The organism is Paraburkholderia sp. A1BS-2L, assembly GCF_051125205.1.
Lineage (GTDB): Bacteria > Pseudomonadota > Gammaproteobacteria > Burkholderiales > Burkholderiaceae > Paraburkholderia.
The window spans coordinates 367,021-386,582 of the sequence record NZ_CP120428.1 but is presented as its reverse complement, the minus strand read 5'-3'; the positions used below and the strand labels follow the sequence as shown (position 1 = coordinate 386,582).

At 64.8% G+C, this 19,562-nt stretch carries 14 protein-coding genes; 1 reads left to right on the top strand and 13 read right to left on the bottom strand.

Annotation, left to right across the window (positions count from 1 at the left end; genetic code table 11):
• The first annotated feature begins 15 nt into the window (after positions 1-15).
• Positions 16-1,101 carry an AI-2E family transporter gene (locus P5W98_RS01725; RefSeq protein WP_421022945.1) on the top strand — a complete coding sequence of 362 codons (1,086 nt, stop codon included), beginning with the start codon at positions 16-18 and terminating at the stop codon, positions 1,099-1,101.
• A gap of 34 nt (positions 1,102-1,135) precedes the next feature.
• Here the strand turns inward: P5W98_RS01725 and P5W98_RS01720 are convergent, their stop codons facing one another.
• The 13 genes from P5W98_RS01720 to P5W98_RS01660 all read right to left on the bottom strand — a co-directional run bounded on the left by P5W98_RS01720 (position 1,136) and on the right by P5W98_RS01660 (position 19,463).
• A complete protein-coding gene (locus P5W98_RS01720; RefSeq protein ID WP_421022944.1) occupies positions 1,136-1,822 on the bottom strand; it encodes a response regulator in 687 nt (228 codons plus the stop codon).
• A gap of 84 nt (positions 1,823-1,906) precedes the next feature.
• A complete protein-coding gene (locus tag P5W98_RS01715; RefSeq protein ID WP_421042605.1) occupies positions 1,907-3,949 on the bottom strand; it encodes a type IV pili methyl-accepting chemotaxis transducer N-terminal domain-containing protein in 2,043 nt (680 codons plus the stop codon).
• A 312-nt stretch (positions 3,950-4,261) separates the two neighbouring features.
• Positions 4,262-4,945, bottom strand: a complete 684-nt coding sequence (narI, locus tag P5W98_RS01710; RefSeq protein WP_421078997.1) for a respiratory nitrate reductase subunit gamma — start codon at positions 4,943-4,945, stop codon at positions 4,262-4,264.
• Positions 4,942-5,643, bottom strand: a complete 702-nt coding sequence (gene narJ / locus P5W98_RS01705) for a nitrate reductase molybdenum cofactor assembly chaperone (RefSeq protein WP_421022941.1) — start codon at positions 5,641-5,643, stop codon at positions 4,942-4,944. The genes narI and narJ overlap by 4 nt, the downstream gene beginning before the upstream one ends.
• A 13-nt stretch (positions 5,644-5,656) precedes the next feature.
• Positions 5,657-7,210 (bottom strand): nitrate reductase subunit beta, encoded by a 1,554-nt coding sequence (gene narH / locus P5W98_RS01700; protein WP_421078996.1) that lies wholly within the window; start codon positions 7,208-7,210, stop codon positions 5,657-5,659.
• Positions 7,207-10,938 carry a nitrate reductase subunit alpha gene (locus P5W98_RS01695; RefSeq protein WP_421042606.1) on the bottom strand — a complete coding sequence of 1,244 codons (3,732 nt, stop codon included), beginning with the start codon at positions 10,936-10,938 and terminating at the stop codon, positions 7,207-7,209. Before P5W98_RS01695 ends, narH begins: the two co-directional genes overlap by 4 nt.
• A 240-nt stretch (positions 10,939-11,178) precedes the next feature.
• Positions 11,179-12,573: a NarK family nitrate/nitrite MFS transporter gene (locus P5W98_RS01690; protein ID WP_421042607.1), complete on the bottom strand. Its 1,395-nt coding sequence runs from the start codon at positions 12,571-12,573 to the stop codon at positions 11,179-11,181.
• Positions 12,574-12,647: 74 nt separating this feature from the next.
• Entirely contained in the window at positions 12,648-13,970 is a 1,323-nt protein-coding gene (locus P5W98_RS01685) for an MFS transporter (protein WP_421042608.1), read from the bottom strand.
• 246 nt (positions 13,971-14,216) lie between these two features.
• Positions 14,217-15,086, bottom strand: a complete 870-nt coding sequence (gene purU / locus P5W98_RS01680; RefSeq protein ID WP_421022936.1) for a formyltetrahydrofolate deformylase — start codon at positions 15,084-15,086, stop codon at positions 14,217-14,219.
• 74 nt (positions 15,087-15,160) lie between these two features.
• A complete protein-coding gene (locus tag P5W98_RS01675) occupies positions 15,161-16,018 on the bottom strand; it encodes a DUF4743 domain-containing protein (RefSeq protein ID WP_434718180.1) in 858 nt (285 codons plus the stop codon).
• Between the two features lie 31 nt (positions 16,019-16,049).
• The gene (locus tag P5W98_RS01670; protein ID WP_421022934.1) at positions 16,050-16,664 is read right to left on the bottom strand and encodes a LysE family translocator; all 615 of its coding nucleotides are present in this window, start codon (positions 16,662-16,664) and stop codon (positions 16,050-16,052) included.
• Between the two features lie 65 nt (positions 16,665-16,729).
• Positions 16,730-17,296 carry an adenine phosphoribosyltransferase gene (locus tag P5W98_RS01665; RefSeq protein ID WP_421042609.1) on the bottom strand — a complete coding sequence of 189 codons (567 nt, stop codon included), beginning with the start codon at positions 17,294-17,296 and terminating at the stop codon, positions 16,730-16,732.
• A gap of 154 nt (positions 17,297-17,450) precedes the next feature.
• Positions 17,451-19,463 (bottom strand): cation:proton antiporter domain-containing protein, encoded by a 2,013-nt coding sequence (locus tag P5W98_RS01660; protein WP_421042610.1) that lies wholly within the window; start codon positions 19,461-19,463, stop codon positions 17,451-17,453.
• Positions 19,464-19,562 lie beyond the last annotated feature (99 nt).

Below are 19,562 nucleotides of genomic sequence, written 5' to 3'. Positions count from 1 at the left end.
CGGAATACACCCAACATGGTCAAGCGCAACGAAGCGACCGACGATAAACAGGTGCGCGACCTGCGGCCAAGACCGGTCAGGCTCACGAGCGACATGAGCCTGCCGAAACTCTCGGCGGTGGAAATTGGCAGCTATGTGGCCGCGCTCGCCGGATTGTGGGCGGTGCTGCACCTGAACCTGCTTGGCGCGCTGCTCGCGGGGATGCTCGTCTTTCAGCTCGTGCACACCATCGCGCCGCTGATCGAGCGGCGCATGTCGAGCCAGCGCGCGCGCTGGCTCTCGGTCGTGCTGGTTTCCATTGTGATCGTGGGCGTGCTCACGGGCCTCACCGTGGGCGTCATCGAACAGTTTGAAAACGACGTGCCGAGCGTCCAGAAAGTGATGGCGCAGATGATGACGTTCGTCGACCAGGCGCGCGCGCGGATTCCCGACGCCATCGCGGCCTATCTGCCCGTGGACGTCGCCCAGATGAAGCTCAAGGCCATCGCGCTCATGCACGAGCACGCCACCCAGCTCGGCCAGGGCGGCAAGAACGCCGCGCGCATCTTCGGGCATATCGTGATCGGCATGATCATCGGCGCGATTGTCGCCATCGGCACGCAGAAGAACGCCACGCGGCTGCCGCTCTCGACCGCCTTCGTCACGCGCGTGTCGCGCTTTGCCGATGCGTTCCGCCGCATCGTGTTCGCCCAGGTGAAGATCTCGGCCATCAACACGGTGTTCACCGGGCTCTTCCTGCTGCTCGTGCTGCCGCTCTTTCACGCGCCGCTGCCGCTCGCGAAGATGCTCGTCGTGGTGACCTTCGTGGTCGGCTTGCTGCCTGTGATCGGCAACCTGATCTCGAATACGCTGATCGTCGCGATCGCGCTGACCGTGAGCCTGCCTGCGGCGGTCACGGCGCTCGCGTTCCTGATCGTGATTCACAAGCTCGAGTATTTCCTGAACGCGCGCATCGTGGGCGGCCAGATCGAGGCGCGCACGTGGGAACTGCTGGTCGCGATGCTCGTGATGGAAGCCGCGTTCGGCATCCAGGGCGTGATTGCCGCGCCTATCTTCTACGCCTACATCAAGCGCGAGCTGATCTATTTGCGGCTCGTTTGAGCCTCTGGCGTCTGGCAAGGCGGCATGCGCCGCCTCATCCCTCGCGCGGCTCGCCCGCGCCGTCCGCCATGCCCTCGTGCCCCACCGCGTAGACGGCCACCTGCACACGGCTCGAGAGGTTCAGCTTGCGCAAGATGTTGCGCACGTGAATCTTCACCGTGCTTTCGGCCAGATCGAGCGTGCGCGCGATCTCCTTGTTGCTCGCCCCGCGCGCGAGCTCGCGCACGATGTCGCGCTCGCGCGCGGTGAGCGTCTCGCCGCTCGTGCGCGGCGCGCTGGGCGCGCTCGGCGCCGCCGCCGGCTTGCGCATCTGCTCGACCAGCTTCGCCGTCATGTGCTCGGTGATCACCGGCTGGCCGGCGGCCGCCTTGCGAATGGCCGCGACGAGCGCCTCCGCGTCGATGCTCTTGAGCAGGAAGCCGCTCGCGCCCGCGCGCATCGCCGCGGTGAGCTCGTCGGCTTCCTCGGAGACGGTCAGCATGACAACGGCGGCATCGGGCAGGTCCTGCACCAGCAATTGCAGCGTTTCGAGCCCCGAGAGGCCGGGCATGTTCAAATCGAGCAGGATCACGTCGGGCTCGTGCTGCTGTGCGCGCTTGAGGCCTTCGACGCCGTCCGAGGCTTCCCCCACCACTTCGAGGTCTGGCTGGCGTTGCAAGAGCGCGCTCACGCCCGAGCGAAAAAGCGTGTGGTCGTCGATGAGCAGAATGCGGATGGTCATGGCCTGAAATTCAGATTGTGGCGATTCGGTCTGTGGTGGCGCGAAGCCCGGCGCGTAGGGTAGATCACAAGCGAATAAAGCCGATCAAGCCGCCTTGCGGCTCGCGGCCGGCAGTACGAGCTCCACGCGCGAGCCGCGCCCCGGCGCGCTGTCGAGCGCAAGCGTTCCCGCAAGACGCTTGGCGCGCTCGCGCATGATATGGAAACCGACATGGGCCTCGCCGCGCGCGGCAATGTCGGCAGGATCGTAGCCTACGCCATCGTCTTCGATGGTGAGGCGGAAGTCGCGCCGGTTGACGACGCTCACATGCACGTGCTGCGCCTCGGCATGTTTGCGGATGTTAGAAAGCGCCTCCTGCAGCACGAACAGGACCTGGAGTTGCTGATCGGCCGGCAGCGGCGGGCCGCCCTCGTCGCGATAATCGAGTGTGAGCTCGGCATCCGACTGGCGCCGAAAGCGCGCCACCGTATCGTCCACCGCGGGCCGCAGCGCGCCCGACTCGAGCTTCGAGCGGAAGTTCAGCAGCAGCTCGCGCACGTCGTCGTAGCTCTCCTTCACGCCGCCCGCGAGCAGCGGCACGATCTCGCGCGCTTCGTCGAGATTGCCGTCGGCCACGGCGCCATCGAGCAGGTGCACCTGCATCTTCAGAAAGCTCAGCCCTTGCGCAATGCTATCGTGCAGCCCCTGGGCGACGAGGTTGCGCTCCTCCGAAACCGCGAGCTGGCGCGCGAGCGCCGCGAGGCGCCGGTTCTTCAGCGCGACGCCGAGATGTCGGCCGAGCGTTTGCAGCAACTGGACTTCCGAGGGCGGCATATCGCGCTCGCGCCGAAAGTGCAGCGAGAATGTGCCGAGCGGCTCGCTCTGCGAAACGATGCCGAACACCGCGACGCTCGCAAAACCCGCGCGCAGGCAATGCTGCGCGTGCTCGCGCTCGGCGTCGCTCATGGCGGGCATGCGCCCCTTGGCGCCCGCGCCCGCGCCCGCAACCAGGTTACGCAGATCGACCACCACCACCGGCTCTTCCGCCGATGCGGCACCGCATGCGCACTCTTGCGCAGGCATGCATTGTTCGGCGCGCACGAGTTCCTCGGGCAGGCCTTCGGCGACCAGCAGATGCAGATTGTCGTCCTCGGCCGAGGCGATACGCACCGTTCCGCCGTCGGCCTCGAACTCGCGCATGAGGCGCGTGAGGAAGTCGCGGCACAGCGGCTCGACCGGCCCCGGCGTATTGAGAAAAGCCGCCATTTCGTACAGGATGCGCAGCTCGCGGTTTTGCGCCGCCAGTTGCGCGGTCTTCACGTCCACGCGCGCAGCAAGGTCCTGATACAGCGCTTGCAGCTCGGCGACCATCTGGTTGAAGCCCTGCGCGAGATGGCCGAATTCGTCGCGCGTATCGACGGGCAGGCGCGTATCGAACTCCTGCGCCTCGATGCGCGCGAGCCCGTCCTGCAGGCGCTGCACGGGCACCACGAACCACAGGTAAAGCAGATAGACGATCGCCACGGTGCCCACGCACGAGAGCGCGGCGAGCGCGATCTGCGAAGTGCGCAGCCACGCCGTCTTGCGCGCGTTCTCGCGCTCGATCAGCACGACGAGTTGATTGGCGTCATCGACGAAGCCGGGCAGCAGCGCGAGGTACGCCGACGGCGCACCCACGCCCGCAACACGGTCGCGCTGCGCGGCCGGCTCGAGCCGTTCGTGCCACGACGTGGCAACCCGGTCGAATTGCCGGCGAATCAGCACGTCGTCGGGCAGGAATAGCGGGCGAGCCGCATTGCCTTCGTGCAACTGGTGCAGGGTCTCGTTGAGCTGGCCAATCTGCGCGTCGAGCCGCGAAGGGCTGCCCTGACGGCTCTCCCACAATTCGATAGCCACCGCATTCGCGCGCATGCGCAGGCTGCCCGCGTCGTTGATCGCGGCACCCGCGCCTTCGAGCTGCCACGAGAGCCAGAGCGTGCCGCCGATCATCGTGAGCACGATGGCGAGCACGACCGTGGAGAGCACAACGATGCGCGTGGACAGGCGCCGGCGGAAGGGCGCCAGCGAGCCGGCTGAAGTGGCGGCTCCGGCAGCCGCCAGGTGCGGCCCGGAGCAGGCGGCGGAATCGGGAGAACGGGTCATCGCCATAAAAGACACGGAGAACGAAGTGCGGCGCGCGGGCGCCGGTATTCCTCATTATCGGTTGACGTATCGCAAACAGCACGACCAGCGGCCAGATTGCCCTTGAACTGCGACACTATGCGCCAGTTCGCCGCGGCGTGCCAGCCGGATGCCCGGCGAAGAAGCACAAAAAAAGGGAGCTCGCGTATCGCTCGCTCCCCGCAAAAGAACGGCCGATCCTCACGGCCGCCCAGAGGCAACTACAGCAACCTCAGCAACTTCAGCAACCTCGCAATGAAGACACGGAAGACGGGCCGGCGGCCCGCCTCGGGCGCGTGCCTAGCGGCTGCGCACGAGCTGCCATGCCCGCGACAGATAGGTTACCGAGGCCAGCCCGCTCCATACGTGCACGAGACGCGTGAACGGGAAGATCACGAACAGCGTCATGCCCATGAACAGATGCAGGCGGAACACGAGCGGCGCATCGAGCACGTAGCTTGCGGCGTCGCCGCGGAACGTCACGATGTGCTGCGCCCAGGTCATGAGACGCACCATCATGGCGCCATCCATATGGCTGGCCGACGCACCGATCGTCGTGAGCCCGAGCAGCAGCGTGACGAGGATCCACAACAGCAGCACCTTGTCGCCGAAACGTGTGACCGCCGAGATGCGAGCGTTCGTGAAGCGGCGGTGTAGCAAGATCGCGAGACCCGCGAGACACATGGTGCCCATCACGCCGCCAGCGATCATCGCCAGCAACTGCTTGGCCTGATGCGGCACGCCGAGCCAGTCCCAGACCGCGACAGGCGTGAGCAGGCCCACGAAGTGCCCGGCGAAGAGCCCGAGGATACCGATGTGGAAAAGGATATTGCCCAGACGCAGTTGCCCGCGATAGAGCAATTGCGAGCTGTCGGCCTTCCACGTGTACTGCTCGCGCTCGAAGCGCGCGAGCGAGCCGAGCAGGAAGACCGATGCGGCGATATACGGATAGATGCCGAACAGAAACTGGTTGAACATGTTCATTGCATTTCCTTTGTGCGACCGGGCATGGCGGACGAAGCTGCATACGCCGCGCGCGGGTGGAACTGGACGATCTGCGGCGCGTTCGCGGCGCCCGCGCCGAACGGCTGCAGGAGGGGCTCGACGCCGTCGGCGCCCGTGCCGAAGCGCTCGAGCGCTTCGTCCATGTCGCGTATCGGCGCGCCGGTGATCGGCAGCGGCTCGACCACGCTCATCTCGCACAGCACGGTGAAGATGGCGGCGTAGGGGCTCTCGTCTCGCTCGAGCTGCTTGCCGAGCGCGGCGAGCACGTGAATCGCTTCGCCGAGCAGCGCGCTGGCTTCTTCGTCGCCGATCAGGCCGAGCACTTCGAGAAAGAGCGGCACGTAATCGGGCAACTCGCTCGCCGTGACATCGAGGCCGAAGCTGCGATATTCGTCGAGCAGATCGACCATCGCCTGGCCACGCGCGCGGCTTTCGCCGTGCACGTGCTCGAACAGATGAAGCGAGTGGCGCGGATTGCGGTCGAACGTCGCCACGTAGATTTCCTGCGACTCCGTGAGCGAGCGCTCGCGCAGCGCCGCGATGAGCGGCGCGAGTTCGCGCACGGCGAACGGCCCGTGCGGCGACGTGGCGAGCGCGCCCTCGATTTCGTCGAGCGCATCGAGCAGGGGCTGCTCGGGATAGTCGAGCAGCGCGGAGAGAACGGAATAGATCGACATGATGGTGCCCTCCTCAGCTTTCCGACGTCGCCTTGCGGCGTGACTTCGGCATATCGGCGAACACCACGCTGCCCTCGTGCTTCGCGCCGAAGAGCGAGCCATCCGAAACGCCGCCCGAGCACCCGTTGCCGAACGAGAAGCCGCAACTGCCCTTCTCATTGAACGAGTCTTCGACCATTTCCTTGTGCGACGACGGCACGACGAAGCGGTCCTCGTAGTTCGCGATCGCCATGGTGCGATACATGTCCTCGACCTGTTCGGCGGTGAGGCCCGCGCGCTTGAGCAGCGCGTTGTCGTTCACCCCGTCCACCGACTGCGTGCGCTTGTACGCGCGCATCGTCAGCATGCGGTTGAGCGCCGAAATCACGGGCTTCTCGTCGCCGGCAGTGAGCAGATTCGCGAGATAGCGCATGGGAATGCGCAGGCTCGCCACATCGGGAATCACGCCGTCCATGCCGATATGGCCCGCGTCCGCGGCCGACTGGATCGGCGAGAGCGGCGGCACGTACCAGACCATCGGCAGCGTGCGGTACTCGGGATGCAGCGGGAACGCGATCTTCCACTCGACTGCCATGCGGTACACGGGCGACTTCACAGCCGCATCGAGCCAGCTCTGTGGCACGCCCTGGCGCAGCGCCTCAGCGCGGATGGCCGGATCGTGCGGATCGAGGAACACATCGAGTTGCGACTGATACAGGTCCTGCGTCGATTCCACCGATGCCGCTTCGCCAATGCGATCCGCGTCGTAAAGCATCACGCCCAGATAGCGGATGCGGCCCACGCAGGTTTCCGAACACACCGTCGGCTGACCCGCTTCGATGCGCGGATAGCAGAAGATGCACTTCTCGGCCTTGCCGCTCTTCCAGTTGAAGTACATCTTCTTGTACGGGCAGCCCGAAATGCACATGCGCCAGCCGCGGCACTTGTCCTGGTCGACGAGCACGATGCCGTCGTCCTCGCGCTTGTAGACCGAGCCCGAAGGGCACGACGCCACGCACGCCGGGTTCAGGCAGTGCTCGCACAGACGCGGCAGATACATCATGAAGGTGTTCTCGAAACTCGAGTACATCTCCTTCTGCACGTTCTCGAAGAGCTGGTCGCGGCTGCGCGATTCGAACTCGCCGCCGAGGTCGTCTTCCCAGTTAGGACCCCAATGGATCTTGTCCATCTTCTTGCCGGTGATCACCGAGACGGGGCGCGCGGTGGGCGGCGTCTCCGAGAGACCGGCCTTTTGCAGATGCTCGTAGTCGTAGGTGAACGGCTCGTAATAATCGTCGATGGCCGGCAGATTCGGGTTGGCGAAGAGGTTGGCGAGCACCTTGAGCTTCGGCCCCTGGCGCGGCTCGAGCTTGCCGGAGGCATTGCGCATCCAGCCGCCCTTCCACTTTTCCTGGTTTTCCCATTCCTTCGGATAGCCGATGCCGGGCTTCGTCTCGACATTGTTGAACCACGCGTACTCGACGCCGTCGCGTGAAGTCCACACGTTCTTGCATGTGACGGAGCACGTATGGCAGCCGATGCACTTGTCCAGATTCAGGACCATCGCCACCTGAGCGCGGATTTTCATGATGCTGCTCCTTCCTTCATCGGGCCTTCGAGCCACTCGACCTTCTTCATCTTGCGAACGATCACGTACTCGTCGCGATTGCTGCCGACCGTGCCGTAGTAGTTGAAGCCGTAGGCCAACTGTGCGTAACCGCCGATCATGTGCGTGGGCTTGAGCACCGTGCGCGTGACCGAGTTGTGAATGCCGCCGCGCTTGCCGCTCGTTTCCGCTCCTGGCACGTTGATGATCTTTTCCTGGGCGTGATACATGAGGCACATGCCGCGCGGCACGCGCTGGCTCACCACGACGCGCGCGGTGAGTGTGCCGTTCACGTTGAACACTTCGACCCAGTCGTTATCGACGAGACCCGCTTCCTTCGCCTCGGCTTCCGAGACCCACACGTGCGGGCCGCCGCGCGAGAGCGTGAGCATGCGCAGGTTGTCGGTGTAGGTCGAGTGAATGCCCCACTTCTGGTGCGGCGTAATCCAGTTCAGCACCAGTTCGCTCTCGCCGTTGGGCTTCGCACCCAGCATCGGCGCAATCGTCTTGGTGTCGATGGCGGGCTTGTAGTTGCAGAAGCCCTCGCCGAAGTCGAGCATCCAGCGGTGATCCTGATAGAACTGCTGGCGACCCGTGAGCGTGCGCCATGGAATCAGCTCGTGCACATTCGTGTAGCCGGCGTTGTAGCTCACCTCCTCGGATTCGAGACCCGACCACGTGGGCGCGGAAATGATCTTGCGCGGCTGCGCCTGCACGTCGCGGAAGCGGATCTTGTCGTGCTCGCGGCCTTCGGCGAGGTGCGTGTGGTCGCGGCCCGTGATCTTCGAGAGTGCGTCCCACGCCTTCACCGCGACGTGGCCGTTGGTTTCGGGCGCGAAGGTAAGAATCATCTCCGCGGCGTCGATGGCCGTCTCGAGGCGCGGGCGTCCTGCCGTCACGCCTGAGCGCGCATCGCCATGGGTGCCCGTGAGGTGAGCGAGTTCGCCCACTTCATGCTGGGTGTTCCAGTTGATGCCCTTGCCGCCGTTGCCGAGCTTGTCGAGCAGCGGCCCGACCGAGGTGAACTTGTTGTAGATCTCGCGGTAGTCGCGCTCCACCACCGTCATCGACGGCGCGGTCTTGCCCGGAATCAGATCGCATTCGCCATGGCGCCAGTCCTTCGGCTCGAACGCCTGGCCGAGCTCGCCCGGCGTGTCGTGCATCAGCGGCGTGCAAACGAGGTCGGTACGCGTGCCGAGGTGCTCGCCGCCGATCTCCGAGAACTTCTTCGCGATCGCCTTATAGATCTCCCAGTCGGTCTTGCTTTCCCACAGCGGCTGCACGGCCTCGGAAAGCGGGTGGATGAACGGATGCATGTCGGACGTGTTGAGGTCGTCCTTCTCATAGAACGTGGCCGTCGGCAGCACGATGTCGCCGTACAGGCACGTGGTGCTCATGCGGAAGTCGAGCACCGTGAGCAGATCGAGCTTGCCCTCGGCCGCCGCGCGCACCTTCACTTCGGACGGCTTGATCGCGTCGGCTTCGTCGCCGAACAGCGCGTTCTGCGTGCCGAGCAGGTACTTCAAAAAGTACTCGTGGCCCTTGCCCGAGCTGCCGAGAATATTCGAGCGCCACACGAACATGTTGCGCGGGAAATTCGCCGGATTGTCGGGATCGTCGCAGGCGAAGTTCAATTCGCCGGACTTCAGCTTATCGACCGTGTACTGCACCGGCGGCACGCCCGCGCGCTTCGCGGCGTCCATCACGTCGAGCGGGTTTGCGCCCAGCTGCGGCGCGGAAGGCAGCCAGCCCATGCGCTCGGACTTCGCGTTGAGGTCGAGCATCGACAGGTTCTTGTAGCGCTTGCGATCGGCGCCCGGCCCGAGGATCTCGTCGAGCTCGACTTTCTCGTGGCGCCACTGGCTCGTGTGGTTGTAGAAGAACGACGTGCCGTTCATCTGGCGCGGCGGGCGCTGCCAGTCGAGCGCGAACGCGAGCGGCGCCCAGCCGAATTGCGGACGCAGCTTTTCCTGGCCCACGTAGTGCGCCCAGCCGCCGCCGCTCTGGCCGATACAGCCGCACATCATCAGCAGATTGATGATGCCGCGGTAAATCATGTCGTTGTGGTACCAGTGATTGAGGGCCGCGCCCACGATCACCATGCTCTTGCCATGCGTGCGATCGGCGTTGTCGGCGAATTCTCGCGCCACCTGGATCACGAGCTTGCGCGGCACCGTGGTGTGCTTCTCCTGCCATGCGGGCGTGCAAGGCACGTCGTCATCGTAAGAGGACGCCACGTTCGGGCCGCCGAGGCCCTGATCGACGCCGTAGTTGGCCATCTGCAGGTCGTACACGGTCGCGACCAGTGCGCTCGTGCCGTCCGCGAGCGCCACGCGCTTCGCGGGCACGCGGCGCGCGAGCAGCGCACCGTGTTCGCCGCCGAAATACGGGAAGCTCACTTCGACCACTTCGTCATGCTGATCGATCAGCGAGAGGCGCGGATCGATCTCGCGGCCGCTGCCGCCATCCTTCATTTCGAGGTTCCAGCGGCCCACCTTCTTGCCGCCATCGTGCTCCCCTTCGCCCCAGCGGAAGCCGATCGAGCCGTTCGGCGCGACGATATCGCCAGTGGCCGCGTCGATCGCGAGCGTCTTCCATTGCGGGTTGTTCGCTTCGTCGAGATTGCCGCCGAGCTGCGAGGCGCGCAGGAACTGGTCCGGTACGACCACGCCATCGCGCTCGGCGAGCGTGACGAGCAAGGGCATGTCGGTGTACTGCTTCACGTAATCGCGGAAGTAGGTGGACTTGGCCGACGCGTGGAATTCCTTGAGCACCACGTGACCCATCGCGAGCGCGAGCGCCGCGTCGGTGCCCTGCTTCGGCGCGAGCCAGATGTCGCCGAACTTCACCATCTCGCCAAAGTCCGACGAGACCGCTACCGTCTTGGTGCCCTTGTAACGGACCTCGGTGTAGAAGTGGGCGTCGGGCGTGCGCGTCTGCGGAACGTTCGAGCCCCACACCATCAGATACGTGGAGTTGTACCAATCGGCCGATTCCGGCACGTCGGTCTGTTCGCCCCAAACCTGCGGCGAGGACGGCGGCAAATCGCAATACCAGTCGTAGAACGAAAGACATGCGCCGCCGATCAGGCTCAGGTAGCGCGCACCCGCCGCATACGAGACCATCGACATCGCGGGAATCGGCGAGAAGCCGATCACGCGATCCGGGCCATATTCACCGACGGTATAGGCGTTGGCCGCCGCAATCATTTCGGTGGCCGTATCCCAGTCGGCGCGCACGAAGCCGCCCTGGCCGCGCGCACGCTTGTAGCGCGCCGCCTTCTCGGGATTTTCGACGATCGAGGCCCACGCCTTGACCGGGTCGAGCGTGCGGCGCGCATCGCGCCACATGTCCATCAAGCGGCCGCGGATCATCGGATACTTCACGCGCTGTGCCGAGTAGACGTACCAGCTATACGAGGCGCCACGCGGACACCCGCGCGGCTCATGATTGGGCAGGTCGGCGCGCGTGCGCGGGTAGTCGGTCTGCTGCGTTTCCCACGTGATCAGGCCGTTCTTCACGTAGACCTTCCACGAGCACGAGCCCGTGCAGTTCACGCCGTGGGTCGAACGCACGATCTTGTCGTGCTGCCAGCGGCTGCGATAGCCGTCTTCCCACTTGCGGTCTTCGTTCACCACCGCGCCATGACCATTGGAAAAGGTCGACTTCACACGCGACATGAACTTCAACCGGTCCAGAAAGTAACTCATACGATGCTCCGGGACTGCTGATGTTTTGTCTTCGACTGCGCCTGCCGTTTCGCGCCGCTTGCACATCTTGCGCGTGCCGTTCGCGTGCGACCCGCGGGCCGTCGGTTTTCGAAAATCACTTTTTGAGTATGCCGGGCAGGCGTCGGCCTGCCCATTCATCAGGGGGAGAGTGCGCGTGGCGCATCGGGAGTAGGACCCTCGCGCCCCACTACTCCTGAAGGACTAGTTCGGCCGGCGGTCTCAGCAGGGCATCGAGGCGTTGCGGCGTGCGTAGAAGAACCACGTCACGAGCGCGCACACCACGTAGAAGCCGATGAAGCACACAAGCGCCATCACGGGAGAGCCGGTAATGTCGAGCGAGGTGCCAAAGCTCTTCGGGATGAAGAAGCCGCCGTATGCACCCATCGCGCCCGCAAAGCCCAGCACCGCCGCCGATTCCTTGCTCGCCTCGGCGAGCGCGCTGTGCTTTGCAGGAGCGCCCTTGCCCTCGGCCGCGCGCTGATGCTGCGTGAGGAAGATCACGGGAATCATGCGGAAGGTCGAGCCGTTGCCAATGCCGGTCAGCGCGAACAACACCACGAACATCGCGAGGAATCCGCCAAAGCTGCCTTGCGCGCCACCCAGCGCACCGCCCGGAAGGAAGGCGATCACGCCCACCACTGCCGCGATCATCGTCACGAAGGTCCACAGCGTCACGCGCGCGCCGCCCATCTTGTCCGAGATCCAGCCGCCGACCGGACGCGTGAGGGCGCCTGCGAGCGGCCCGAGGAACGCCCATGCAGTCGGGTTGATTGCGGGGAATTCAGCCTTGGTCAAGAGCGCGAGACCCGCCGAGAAACCAATGAACGAACCGAACGTGCCGACATAGAGGAAGCACATGATCCAGTTGTGCGCGCGGCGGAAGATCACGGCCTGCTCGCTGAACGAAGCCTTCGCATCGGCGATGTCGTTCATGCCGAACCATGCGGCGAGCGACGACACGATGATGAGCGGCACCCAGACGAAGCCCGCGTTCTGCAGCCAGATGCTGTGTTCGAGGCCGTCCTTCACATACGTCTGGCCGTCGCCGAGCAGGCCCGCGAACACGGCCGTCGAGATCACGATGGGCGTGACGAACTGCACGACCGAGACCCCCAGATTGCCGATGCCCGCATTCAGGCCGGTGGCGAAACCCTTGCGCGCCTTCGGGAAGAAGAAGCTGATGTTCGCCATCGACGAGCTGAAGTTCGCGCCGCCGAAGCCGCACAGGAGCGCGAGCACGAGCAGCGTCGTATAGGACGTGGACGGGTCGCGCAGCGCGAAGCCCATGCCGATGGCGGGGATCAACAGGCTCGCCGTGGAGATAGCGGTAAAACGACGGCCACCGAAGATCGGCACGAGGAACGAATAGAAGATGCGCAGCGTGGCGCCCGAGAGCGCCGGCAGCGCCGTGAGCCAGAACAGCTCGTTCTTGGTGAAGTGGAAACCGCCCTTGTCGAGATTGACGACCGTAACGCTCCACAGCGACCACACGACGAACGCCAGCATCAGCGCGGGAATCGAGATCCAGAGGTTACGGGTGGCGATCTGCTCGCCGGAAGCTTCCCAGAACCTGGTGTTCTCGGGCTCCCACTTGGTCAGAAGATATTTGGACATGGTTGTGCTCGTACAGTGAGCGCCGCCCACGCGGCGCGTTAAATCATTCGTGCTGCCCATTCCGGGCTGGCCCATTAGTGATGCGAAGCTTCCTTCAGCGTGGCAACCTCGCTCTCCTCCTTGCGCTCCAGCACCGCACGGCCATGCGCGACCGCCTCGGGGCGGAACGAGAAGTGCATGAAGAGCAGGCTGACCACGGTGGCGCCGAACATCAGCATGAAACAGGTGGTGCGCACGCCAGTGAGGTCCACCAGCAGGCCGAACAGGATCGGCAGGATGAAGCCCGCGAGACCGCCGGCGAGGCCTACCACACCGGATACCGCGCCGATGTTGTCGGTGTACTCGTCGCCGATGAATTTGAAGACCGAGGCCTTGCCCACCGCCATCGCAATGCCCACGATGAACATGAGCACCGTGTAGAACACCGGGCCGGTGCTGATGTGCAGGCCAAGCGGGCCATGCGCGCTGTGAATCACGAAGTCGGTCGGCGGATAGCTCAGCAGGAAGAAGCAGCCGAGCGAGGCCCACATCACGGCCCAGGTGGTGCGATACGCGCCGTAGCGGTCGGAGAGCCAGCCGCCGATCGCGCGCAGCACGCCGCCGGGCAGCGAGAAGCACGCCGCGAGGAAAGCCGCCTGCTCGATGCCGAAGCCATACTGGTTCACGTAGTACTGCGGCATCCACAGCGAAAGGCCCACATAGCCGCCGAACACCACCGAGTAGTACTGGGAATAGCGCAGCACGCGCGGATCGGTAAGCACGCGCATCTGGCTCGCCACGCTGGTCGAACTCGCGACGCGATGCGCGGGATTGCTAGCCGAGAACACCCAGAACAGCAGCGCGGTGACGAGCATCGCAACCGAATAAACCTTCGGCACGATGGTCCATGACCCCGCGGCGACGATCAGCACCGGCGCGACGAATTTATTGAGCGCCGCGCCCGAGTTGCCCGCACCGAAGATGCCCATGGCGAAGCCTTGGCGCGACTTCGGGAACCAGCGCGCGACATAGGGCGTGCCAACAGAGAACGAAGCGCCCGCGAAGCCCACGAACAGCCCGAGCACCAGGAATTGCCACAGTTGCGTCGCGTACGACACGAGCCAGATCGGCACGACCGTGGCAATCATGGTGAGGAAGAAAACGATGCGGCCGCCAAAGCGGTCCGTCCAGATGCCGAGCGGCACGCGGGCAAGCGATCCGGTGAGCACCGGCATCGCGGCGATCAGGCCGAATTCGGTGTCGGTGAGATGGAGTTGCTGCTTGAGAGGAATGCCCAGGATCGCGAACATCATCCAGACAGCAAAGCAGATCGTGAACGCGAAGGTACTCGAACCGAGCACGCGCCAGGCGCGGCTGTCTGGTACGGCATCCGCCTGCGGGGAAGGGGCGGCTTTCATGGTGTTTCCTTTTCTTGTCGGATTGATGTAACAAGATTAGGAAGCACCGCACCTGACGACTATTACTCGCAGGTAGGACGAGACGATCCGCCGCTATGTCTTAGGGAGTAGTCCGAGGGAGTGGAGCGGTGTTGAGGAAGGGACCGCGAGATACGGTTACACCGGCTAGCAATAAGAGTAATTCGAAAATCCGCAGCGTGCGCATTGCACGCTACGGCAAGTTGTCGCAACAGCGAGATTTCGAAATTACCGGAACACCACGGTCTTATGCCCGTTCAGCACGATGCGATGTTCGACATGCCACTTCACCGCGCGCGCGAGCGTCACGCACTCCACGTCGCGGCCGATCGCCGTGAGCTGTTCTGGCGTCATGTTGTGATCCACGCGTTCGACTTCCTGCTCGATGATCGGGCCTTCGTCGAGATCGGACGTCACGTAGTGCGCCGTCGCGCCAATCAGCTTCACGCCGCGGTCGAACGCTTGATAGTAAGGCTTCGCGCCCTTGAAGCTCGGCAGGAACGAATGGTGAATGTTGATCGCGCGGCCTTCGAGCGCATCGCACAGCTGCGGCGAGAGAATCTGCATGTAGCGCGCGAGCACCACGAGGTCGGCGCCCTCGCCGTTCACCACATCGAGCACGCGCGCTTCCTGCGCGGCCTTGTCCGCATCGCTGCCGCCGAGCAGCGGGAAATGATGGAACGGAATGTTGTAGCTCGCCGCAAGTTGATAGAAGTCCTTGTGATTCGAGATGATCGCGGGAATCTCGATGGACAACTGACCGGTGCGATAGCGGAACAGCAGATCGTTGAGGCAGTGGCCGATCTTCGAAACCATGATGACCACGCGCGGCTTCACGTTCGCGTCGTGCAGTTCCCAGCGCATGCCGAATTCGTCGGCAAGCGGCGCGAAAGCGGCGCGCAGGCCGTCGAGGCCGGGGTCGCCGCCCACTTGCTGAAAGTGCACGCGCATGAAGAACTCGCCCGTGTGGCTATCGCCGAACTGGGCCGAGTCGAGAATGTTGCTGCCGCGCTCGAACAGGAAGCCCGACACGGCATGCACGATGCCCGGCCGGTCGGCGCACGACAGTTTGAGAATGAAGCTGTGATCGGTCGACATGACCCTGGTTACTCCCGTCAATTACCTGGTAATTAAAAAGGGCTTTGGGCTTTTACAGAAAAACCGGCGCCCTTTCACAGCGTCGGCGGTTCGAAGATCGCGGCGATGCCCTCGCACGCGTCTTCGTCTATCCATTGGCGGCGCAGCAGCAGATCGAGCGTCGCGAGGCTCGCGTCCACCGTCATCTTGCCCTCCTCGATCCAGCGCGCGGCTTCGTCGATGCGCGCGAGGCGGTGCTCGCCGACTTCGCCGTCCTGATTGTGCGGCACGAAGTCAGCGGGCAGCGCGAGGTCGTAGACGAAGATTTGCTCGGCCTGGGTGCCCTCGGGCAACGATTGCAGCACGTGCACGGTGCGTCCCGGCCGCGCCTGCGAGGCCAGCTCGGCGGCAATGCCCGCCTCTTCCCAGCACTCCTTCACGAGCGTGGCCTCGATGCCGAAGCCCCAGCCGATGCCGCCCGCCACGACGTTGTCCAGCATGCCGGGGTCGGTGGCCTTGGTGTCGCTGCGGCGCGCGATCCACAACTGCGGCGCGCGAGTCGACGCGAAGCCCGCGTAGTCTACGATGCCGTTCAAATGCACCGCGTACGTCATCGTGCCGAAAAAGCGCGAGGCGGCGCGCTCGATAAAAGCGAGCGGCGCTGCGTCGAAGGCGTTGCGGATCGCGTAGGTTTCGTTGCGCCAGCCGGGAATGCGGCCCTCGGCGGCCAGCGCGCCGATCACGGCGGCGAGCGCCGCGCTCTTCGCCGTCACGCTGTCGAACTCCGCGGCGAGTGTAACGTGCGCCTCGTCGATCTCGAAGATGTCGGGCCAGCGTGCGAGCAACGCGACGTCGCCGCGGCGAATCCAGCCCACGCGTTCGTCGCCGAAGAAAAACGGCAGATGCGCGCTCGCATCGAAACGGCGCGCGTCGGTAATGCAAGGCAAGGTCATGTCGTAGAGCTCCAGACGTCGTGCGGATGCATCAGTCGCGCAGCGCGATGCGCATGCCGATGGCGATGAAGGTCAGCCCCGCGAGCCGGTCGAGCCACACGCCGGCGCGCGGCCGGCGCTTGAGCCAGCCGCCGATGGTGCCCGCGCACAGGCCGAACAGCGAGAACACCACGACGGTCTGCGCCATGAACACGAGACCGAGTTCGAGCATTTGCAGCGTGACGCTTTGCGCGCCGTGCGTATCGACGAATTGCGGCAGGAACACGACGAAGAACAGCGTCACCTTCGGGTTCATCACATTGCCGAGCACGCTCTGGCGAAAAATCGCGGAAAGCGGCTGGCGCGGCCGGTCGCCCGCCGCGGCGAGCCCCCGGCTCCTGAGCGCCTTCACGCCAATCCAGACGAGGTACGCGGCGCCCGCGAGCTTGAGGATCTGGAACGCGAGCGGCGACGAGCGCAGCACGGCGGCAATGCCAAGCGCGGCGAGCGTGGTGTGGAACGTCACGCCCGCGGCAAAGCCGAGCGCGGCCACGAGGCCTGCGGCGCGACCCTGCGAAATGCCGCGCGCGAGCACCTGCAGGTTGTCGGGGCCGGGCGCGAAGGTGATCGCAAGCGAGGTGGCGAGAAAGAGCGCGAAATTGGGCATGGGCTCAGTCCATTGGGGGAATCAGGATCAGCCAGATGTCAGCTTGAGGTCAGTCAGATGGCCGCTCAATGACCACCAAACGCGGTCACGGTGAAAAGCGGCAAGCCTGCTTCGGCGAGCAGCTTCGAGCCGCCCAGATCCGGCAGGTCGATGATCGCTGCGCCCTCCACCACCGTCGCGCCGAGGCGCTCGAGCAGCAGCTTGCCCGCGAGCATGGTGCCGCCCGTGGCGATCAAGTCGTCGACGATCACCACGCGATCGCCCTTGTGGCAAGCGTCCTCGTGAATCTCGACGGTGGATTCGCCGTATTCGAGCTTGTAGGTTTCCGAGACCGTCTTGTACGGCAGCTTGCCGATCTTGCGGATTGGAATGAAGCCCACGTTCAGTTCGTACGCGACGATCGGCCCGATGATGAAGCCACGCGCGTCGAGCCCGGCCACGTAGTCGAGCTTCGTATCGACGTAACGCTCCACGAACAGGTCGATCAACACGCGCAAGCCCTTCGGGTGGCCGATGAGCGGCGTGATATCACGAAACTGCACCCCCGGCTGGGGCCAGTCCGGCACCGTGCGGATCAGGCTGTTGACGAACCGTGAGGCTTCGGCGCTCGCGTTCGCAGGTGCGTTGGACATGATGGCTCCGGGTAATGACAAGCAAGAATGGAGAAGCGGGTTCGGATCGTCGGGACGGAACCCTGAAAATATTGCGTCCCAAATGGCACCAATGGCACCAATGGCACCAATGGCACGAAACGGCACCAACGGCACCAAATGGCAGGGCCTGCGCTCAGGCCGTCGCGCCCGCGCCAGCAGCGCCGGCCTTGCGATGGCGCGAGAGGAGTTCCTCGGCTTGCGCCAGCTGCTCGGGCAGGCCGCGCAGCACGACGATGTCCGCTTCGCGCAGCTTCGTCGACGGGTCGGGCTCCACGCCGCGGATGCCGTGCCGGCGGATCGCCGTCACCTCCACGCCGAGGTCGAACAGCCCCAGATCGGCGAGCGTGCGGCCCACCGCCTCGGCGCGCGCGTCGACCGGTACGGATTGTAGCCGCACCTGCTCGTGACCGTCCTCGCCCGCATCGTCGGTGCCGTGGAAGTAGCCGCGCAGCAGGCTATAGCGCTCGTCGCGCATTTCTTCCACGCGGCGCACCACGCGGCGCATCGGCACGCCCATCACCACGAGCATGTGGGAGGCAAGCATCAGGCTGCCTTCCACGATCTCGGGAATCACCTCGGTCGCGCCAGCGGCAAGCAGGCGCTCGAGATCCGCATCGTCCACCGTGCGCACGATCACGGGCAAGGTAGGTTCCAGTTCGTGGATGTGGTGCAGCACCCGCAGCGCGGACTGCGTGTTCGCATACGTAATCGCCACCGCCGCCGCGCGATGAATGCCCGCCGCCACCAGCGACTCGCGCCGCGCCGCATCGCCGAACACCACCGACTCGCCGGCCGCCGCCGCCGCTGCCACGCGATCGGGGTCGAGGTCGAGTGCCACGTACGAAAGCCCTTCGTATTCGAGCATGCGCGCGAGGTTCTGCCCCGCACGGCCGTAGCCGCACACGATCACGTGGCCGCTCTGCTTGATGCTCTGCGTGGCGATGCGCGTCATCATCAGCGACTGCTGCATCCATTCCGTCGACGAAAGGCGCAGCACAATGCGGTCGGCGTTCTGGATCAGGAACGGCGCGGCGAGCATCGAGAGCAGCATCGCCGCGAGAATCGCCTGAAGCAGGACGGGATCGACGAGATGCTTGTCCAGAATGAGGTTCAGCAGCACGAAGCCGAATTCGCCGGCCTGCGCGAGACCGAGACCGGTGCGCATCGCCACGCCCGGCGAAGCGCCGAAGAGACGCGTGAGCGCCGTGATGGTGACGGCCTTGAGCACGACCGGTCCGATCACGAACGCAGCCACCATGAACGGGTGCTGCCAGATCACGTGCGGGTTGAGCAGCATGCCCGTGGTCACGAAGAAGAGCCCGAGCAGCACGTCGCGAAACGGCTTGATGTCCTCTTCCACCTGATGCTTGTACGGCGTCTCGGCGATCAGCATGCCCGCGATGAACGCCCCAAGCGCGAGCGAAAGGCCGAATTTGTCGGTGATGAACGCCGCACCCAGCGTGACGAGCAGCACGTTGAGCACGAACAGTTCCTGCGAGCGGCGCCGCGCGACCACGTTGAACCAGCGCGTCATGAACTTCTGCCCGACGATGAGCAGAATGCCGAGCGCGAGCACGATCTTGATGGCGGCCATGCCGAGCGACTCGACGAGCGATGCCGACGAACCGCCGAACGCCGCGATCACGATGAGCAGCGGCACCACGGCGAGATCCTGGAACAGCAGCACGCCGAGAATGTTGCGGCCATGCTCGGACTCGATCTCCAGACGCTCCGCCAGCATCTTGCTCACGATGGCCGTGGACGACATGGCCAGCGCGCCGCCCAGCGCGATACAGGCCTGCCAGGTAATGTGCACCCACGGCGCGAGCGCGAGCCCGACCAGCAGCGCGACCGCGATCGTGCCCATGACCTGCGAGAGCCCGAGGCCGAACACGGCCCGCCGCATGGTGCGCAGCTTCGAGAGGGAGAACTCGAGGCCGATCGAGAACATCAGGAACACGACGCCGAACTCGGCCAGATTCTGCGCGCCCGCCGTGTTCGGCACGATGCCGAGCGCCTGCGGACCGACCAGAATGCCGACCGTGAGATAGCCGAGCATCGGCGGCAAGTTCAGATAACGGAACAGCACGACGCCAACCACCGAGGCGAGCAGCAGAAACAACGTCATTTCCAGCGGGGAAATCATCGTGTGAAGCGTCCTCGGTCGTGAATGTGGCGGCGATGCAAACGAAATGAATATTGCCCGCGCCGGTCGGGTCCATGATCGGCGCAAATCGGGATTAAA

Coding starts and splice junctions, on each gene's coding strand:
- P5W98_RS01720 (WP_421022944.1), bottom strand. CDS start 1,822: ATGACCATCCGCATTCTGCTCATCGACGACCACACGCTTTTTCGCTCG.
- P5W98_RS01715 (WP_421042605.1), bottom strand. CDS start 3,949: ATGGCGATGACCCGTTCTCCCGATTCCGCCGCCTGCTCCGGGCCGCAC.
- P5W98_RS01675 (WP_434718180.1), bottom strand. CDS start 16,018: ATGACCTTGCCTTGCATTACCGACGCGCGCCGTTTCGATGCGAGCGCG.
- purU (WP_421022936.1), bottom strand. CDS start 15,086: ATGTCGACCGATCACAGCTTCATTCTCAAACTGTCGTGCGCCGACCGG.
- P5W98_RS01695 (WP_421042606.1), bottom strand. CDS start 10,938: ATGAGTTACTTTCTGGACCGGTTGAAGTTCATGTCGCGTGTGAAGTCG.
- narJ (WP_421022941.1), bottom strand. CDS start 5,643: ATGTCGATCTATTCCGTTCTCTCCGCGCTGCTCGACTATCCCGAGCAG.
- narI (WP_421078997.1), bottom strand. CDS start 4,945: ATGAACATGTTCAACCAGTTTCTGTTCGGCATCTATCCGTATATCGCC.
- P5W98_RS01690 (WP_421042607.1), bottom strand. CDS start 12,573: ATGTCCAAATATCTTCTGACCAAGTGGGAGCCCGAGAACACCAGGTTC.
- narH (WP_421078996.1), bottom strand. CDS start 7,210: ATGAAAATCCGCGCTCAGGTGGCGATGGTCCTGAATCTGGACAAGTGC.
- P5W98_RS01660 (WP_421042610.1), bottom strand. CDS start 19,463: ATGATTTCCCCGCTGGAAATGACGTTGTTTCTGCTGCTCGCCTCGGTG.
- P5W98_RS01670 (WP_421022934.1), bottom strand. CDS start 16,664: ATGCCCAATTTCGCGCTCTTTCTCGCCACCTCGCTTGCGATCACCTTC.
- P5W98_RS01685 (WP_421042608.1), bottom strand. CDS start 13,970: ATGAAAGCCGCCCCTTCCCCGCAGGCGGATGCCGTACCAGACAGCCGC.
- P5W98_RS01665 (WP_421042609.1), bottom strand. CDS start 17,296: ATGTCCAACGCACCTGCGAACGCGAGCGCCGAAGCCTCACGGTTCGTC.
- P5W98_RS01725 (WP_421022945.1), top strand. CDS start 16: ATGGTCAAGCGCAACGAAGCGACCGACGATAAACAGGTGCGCGACCTG.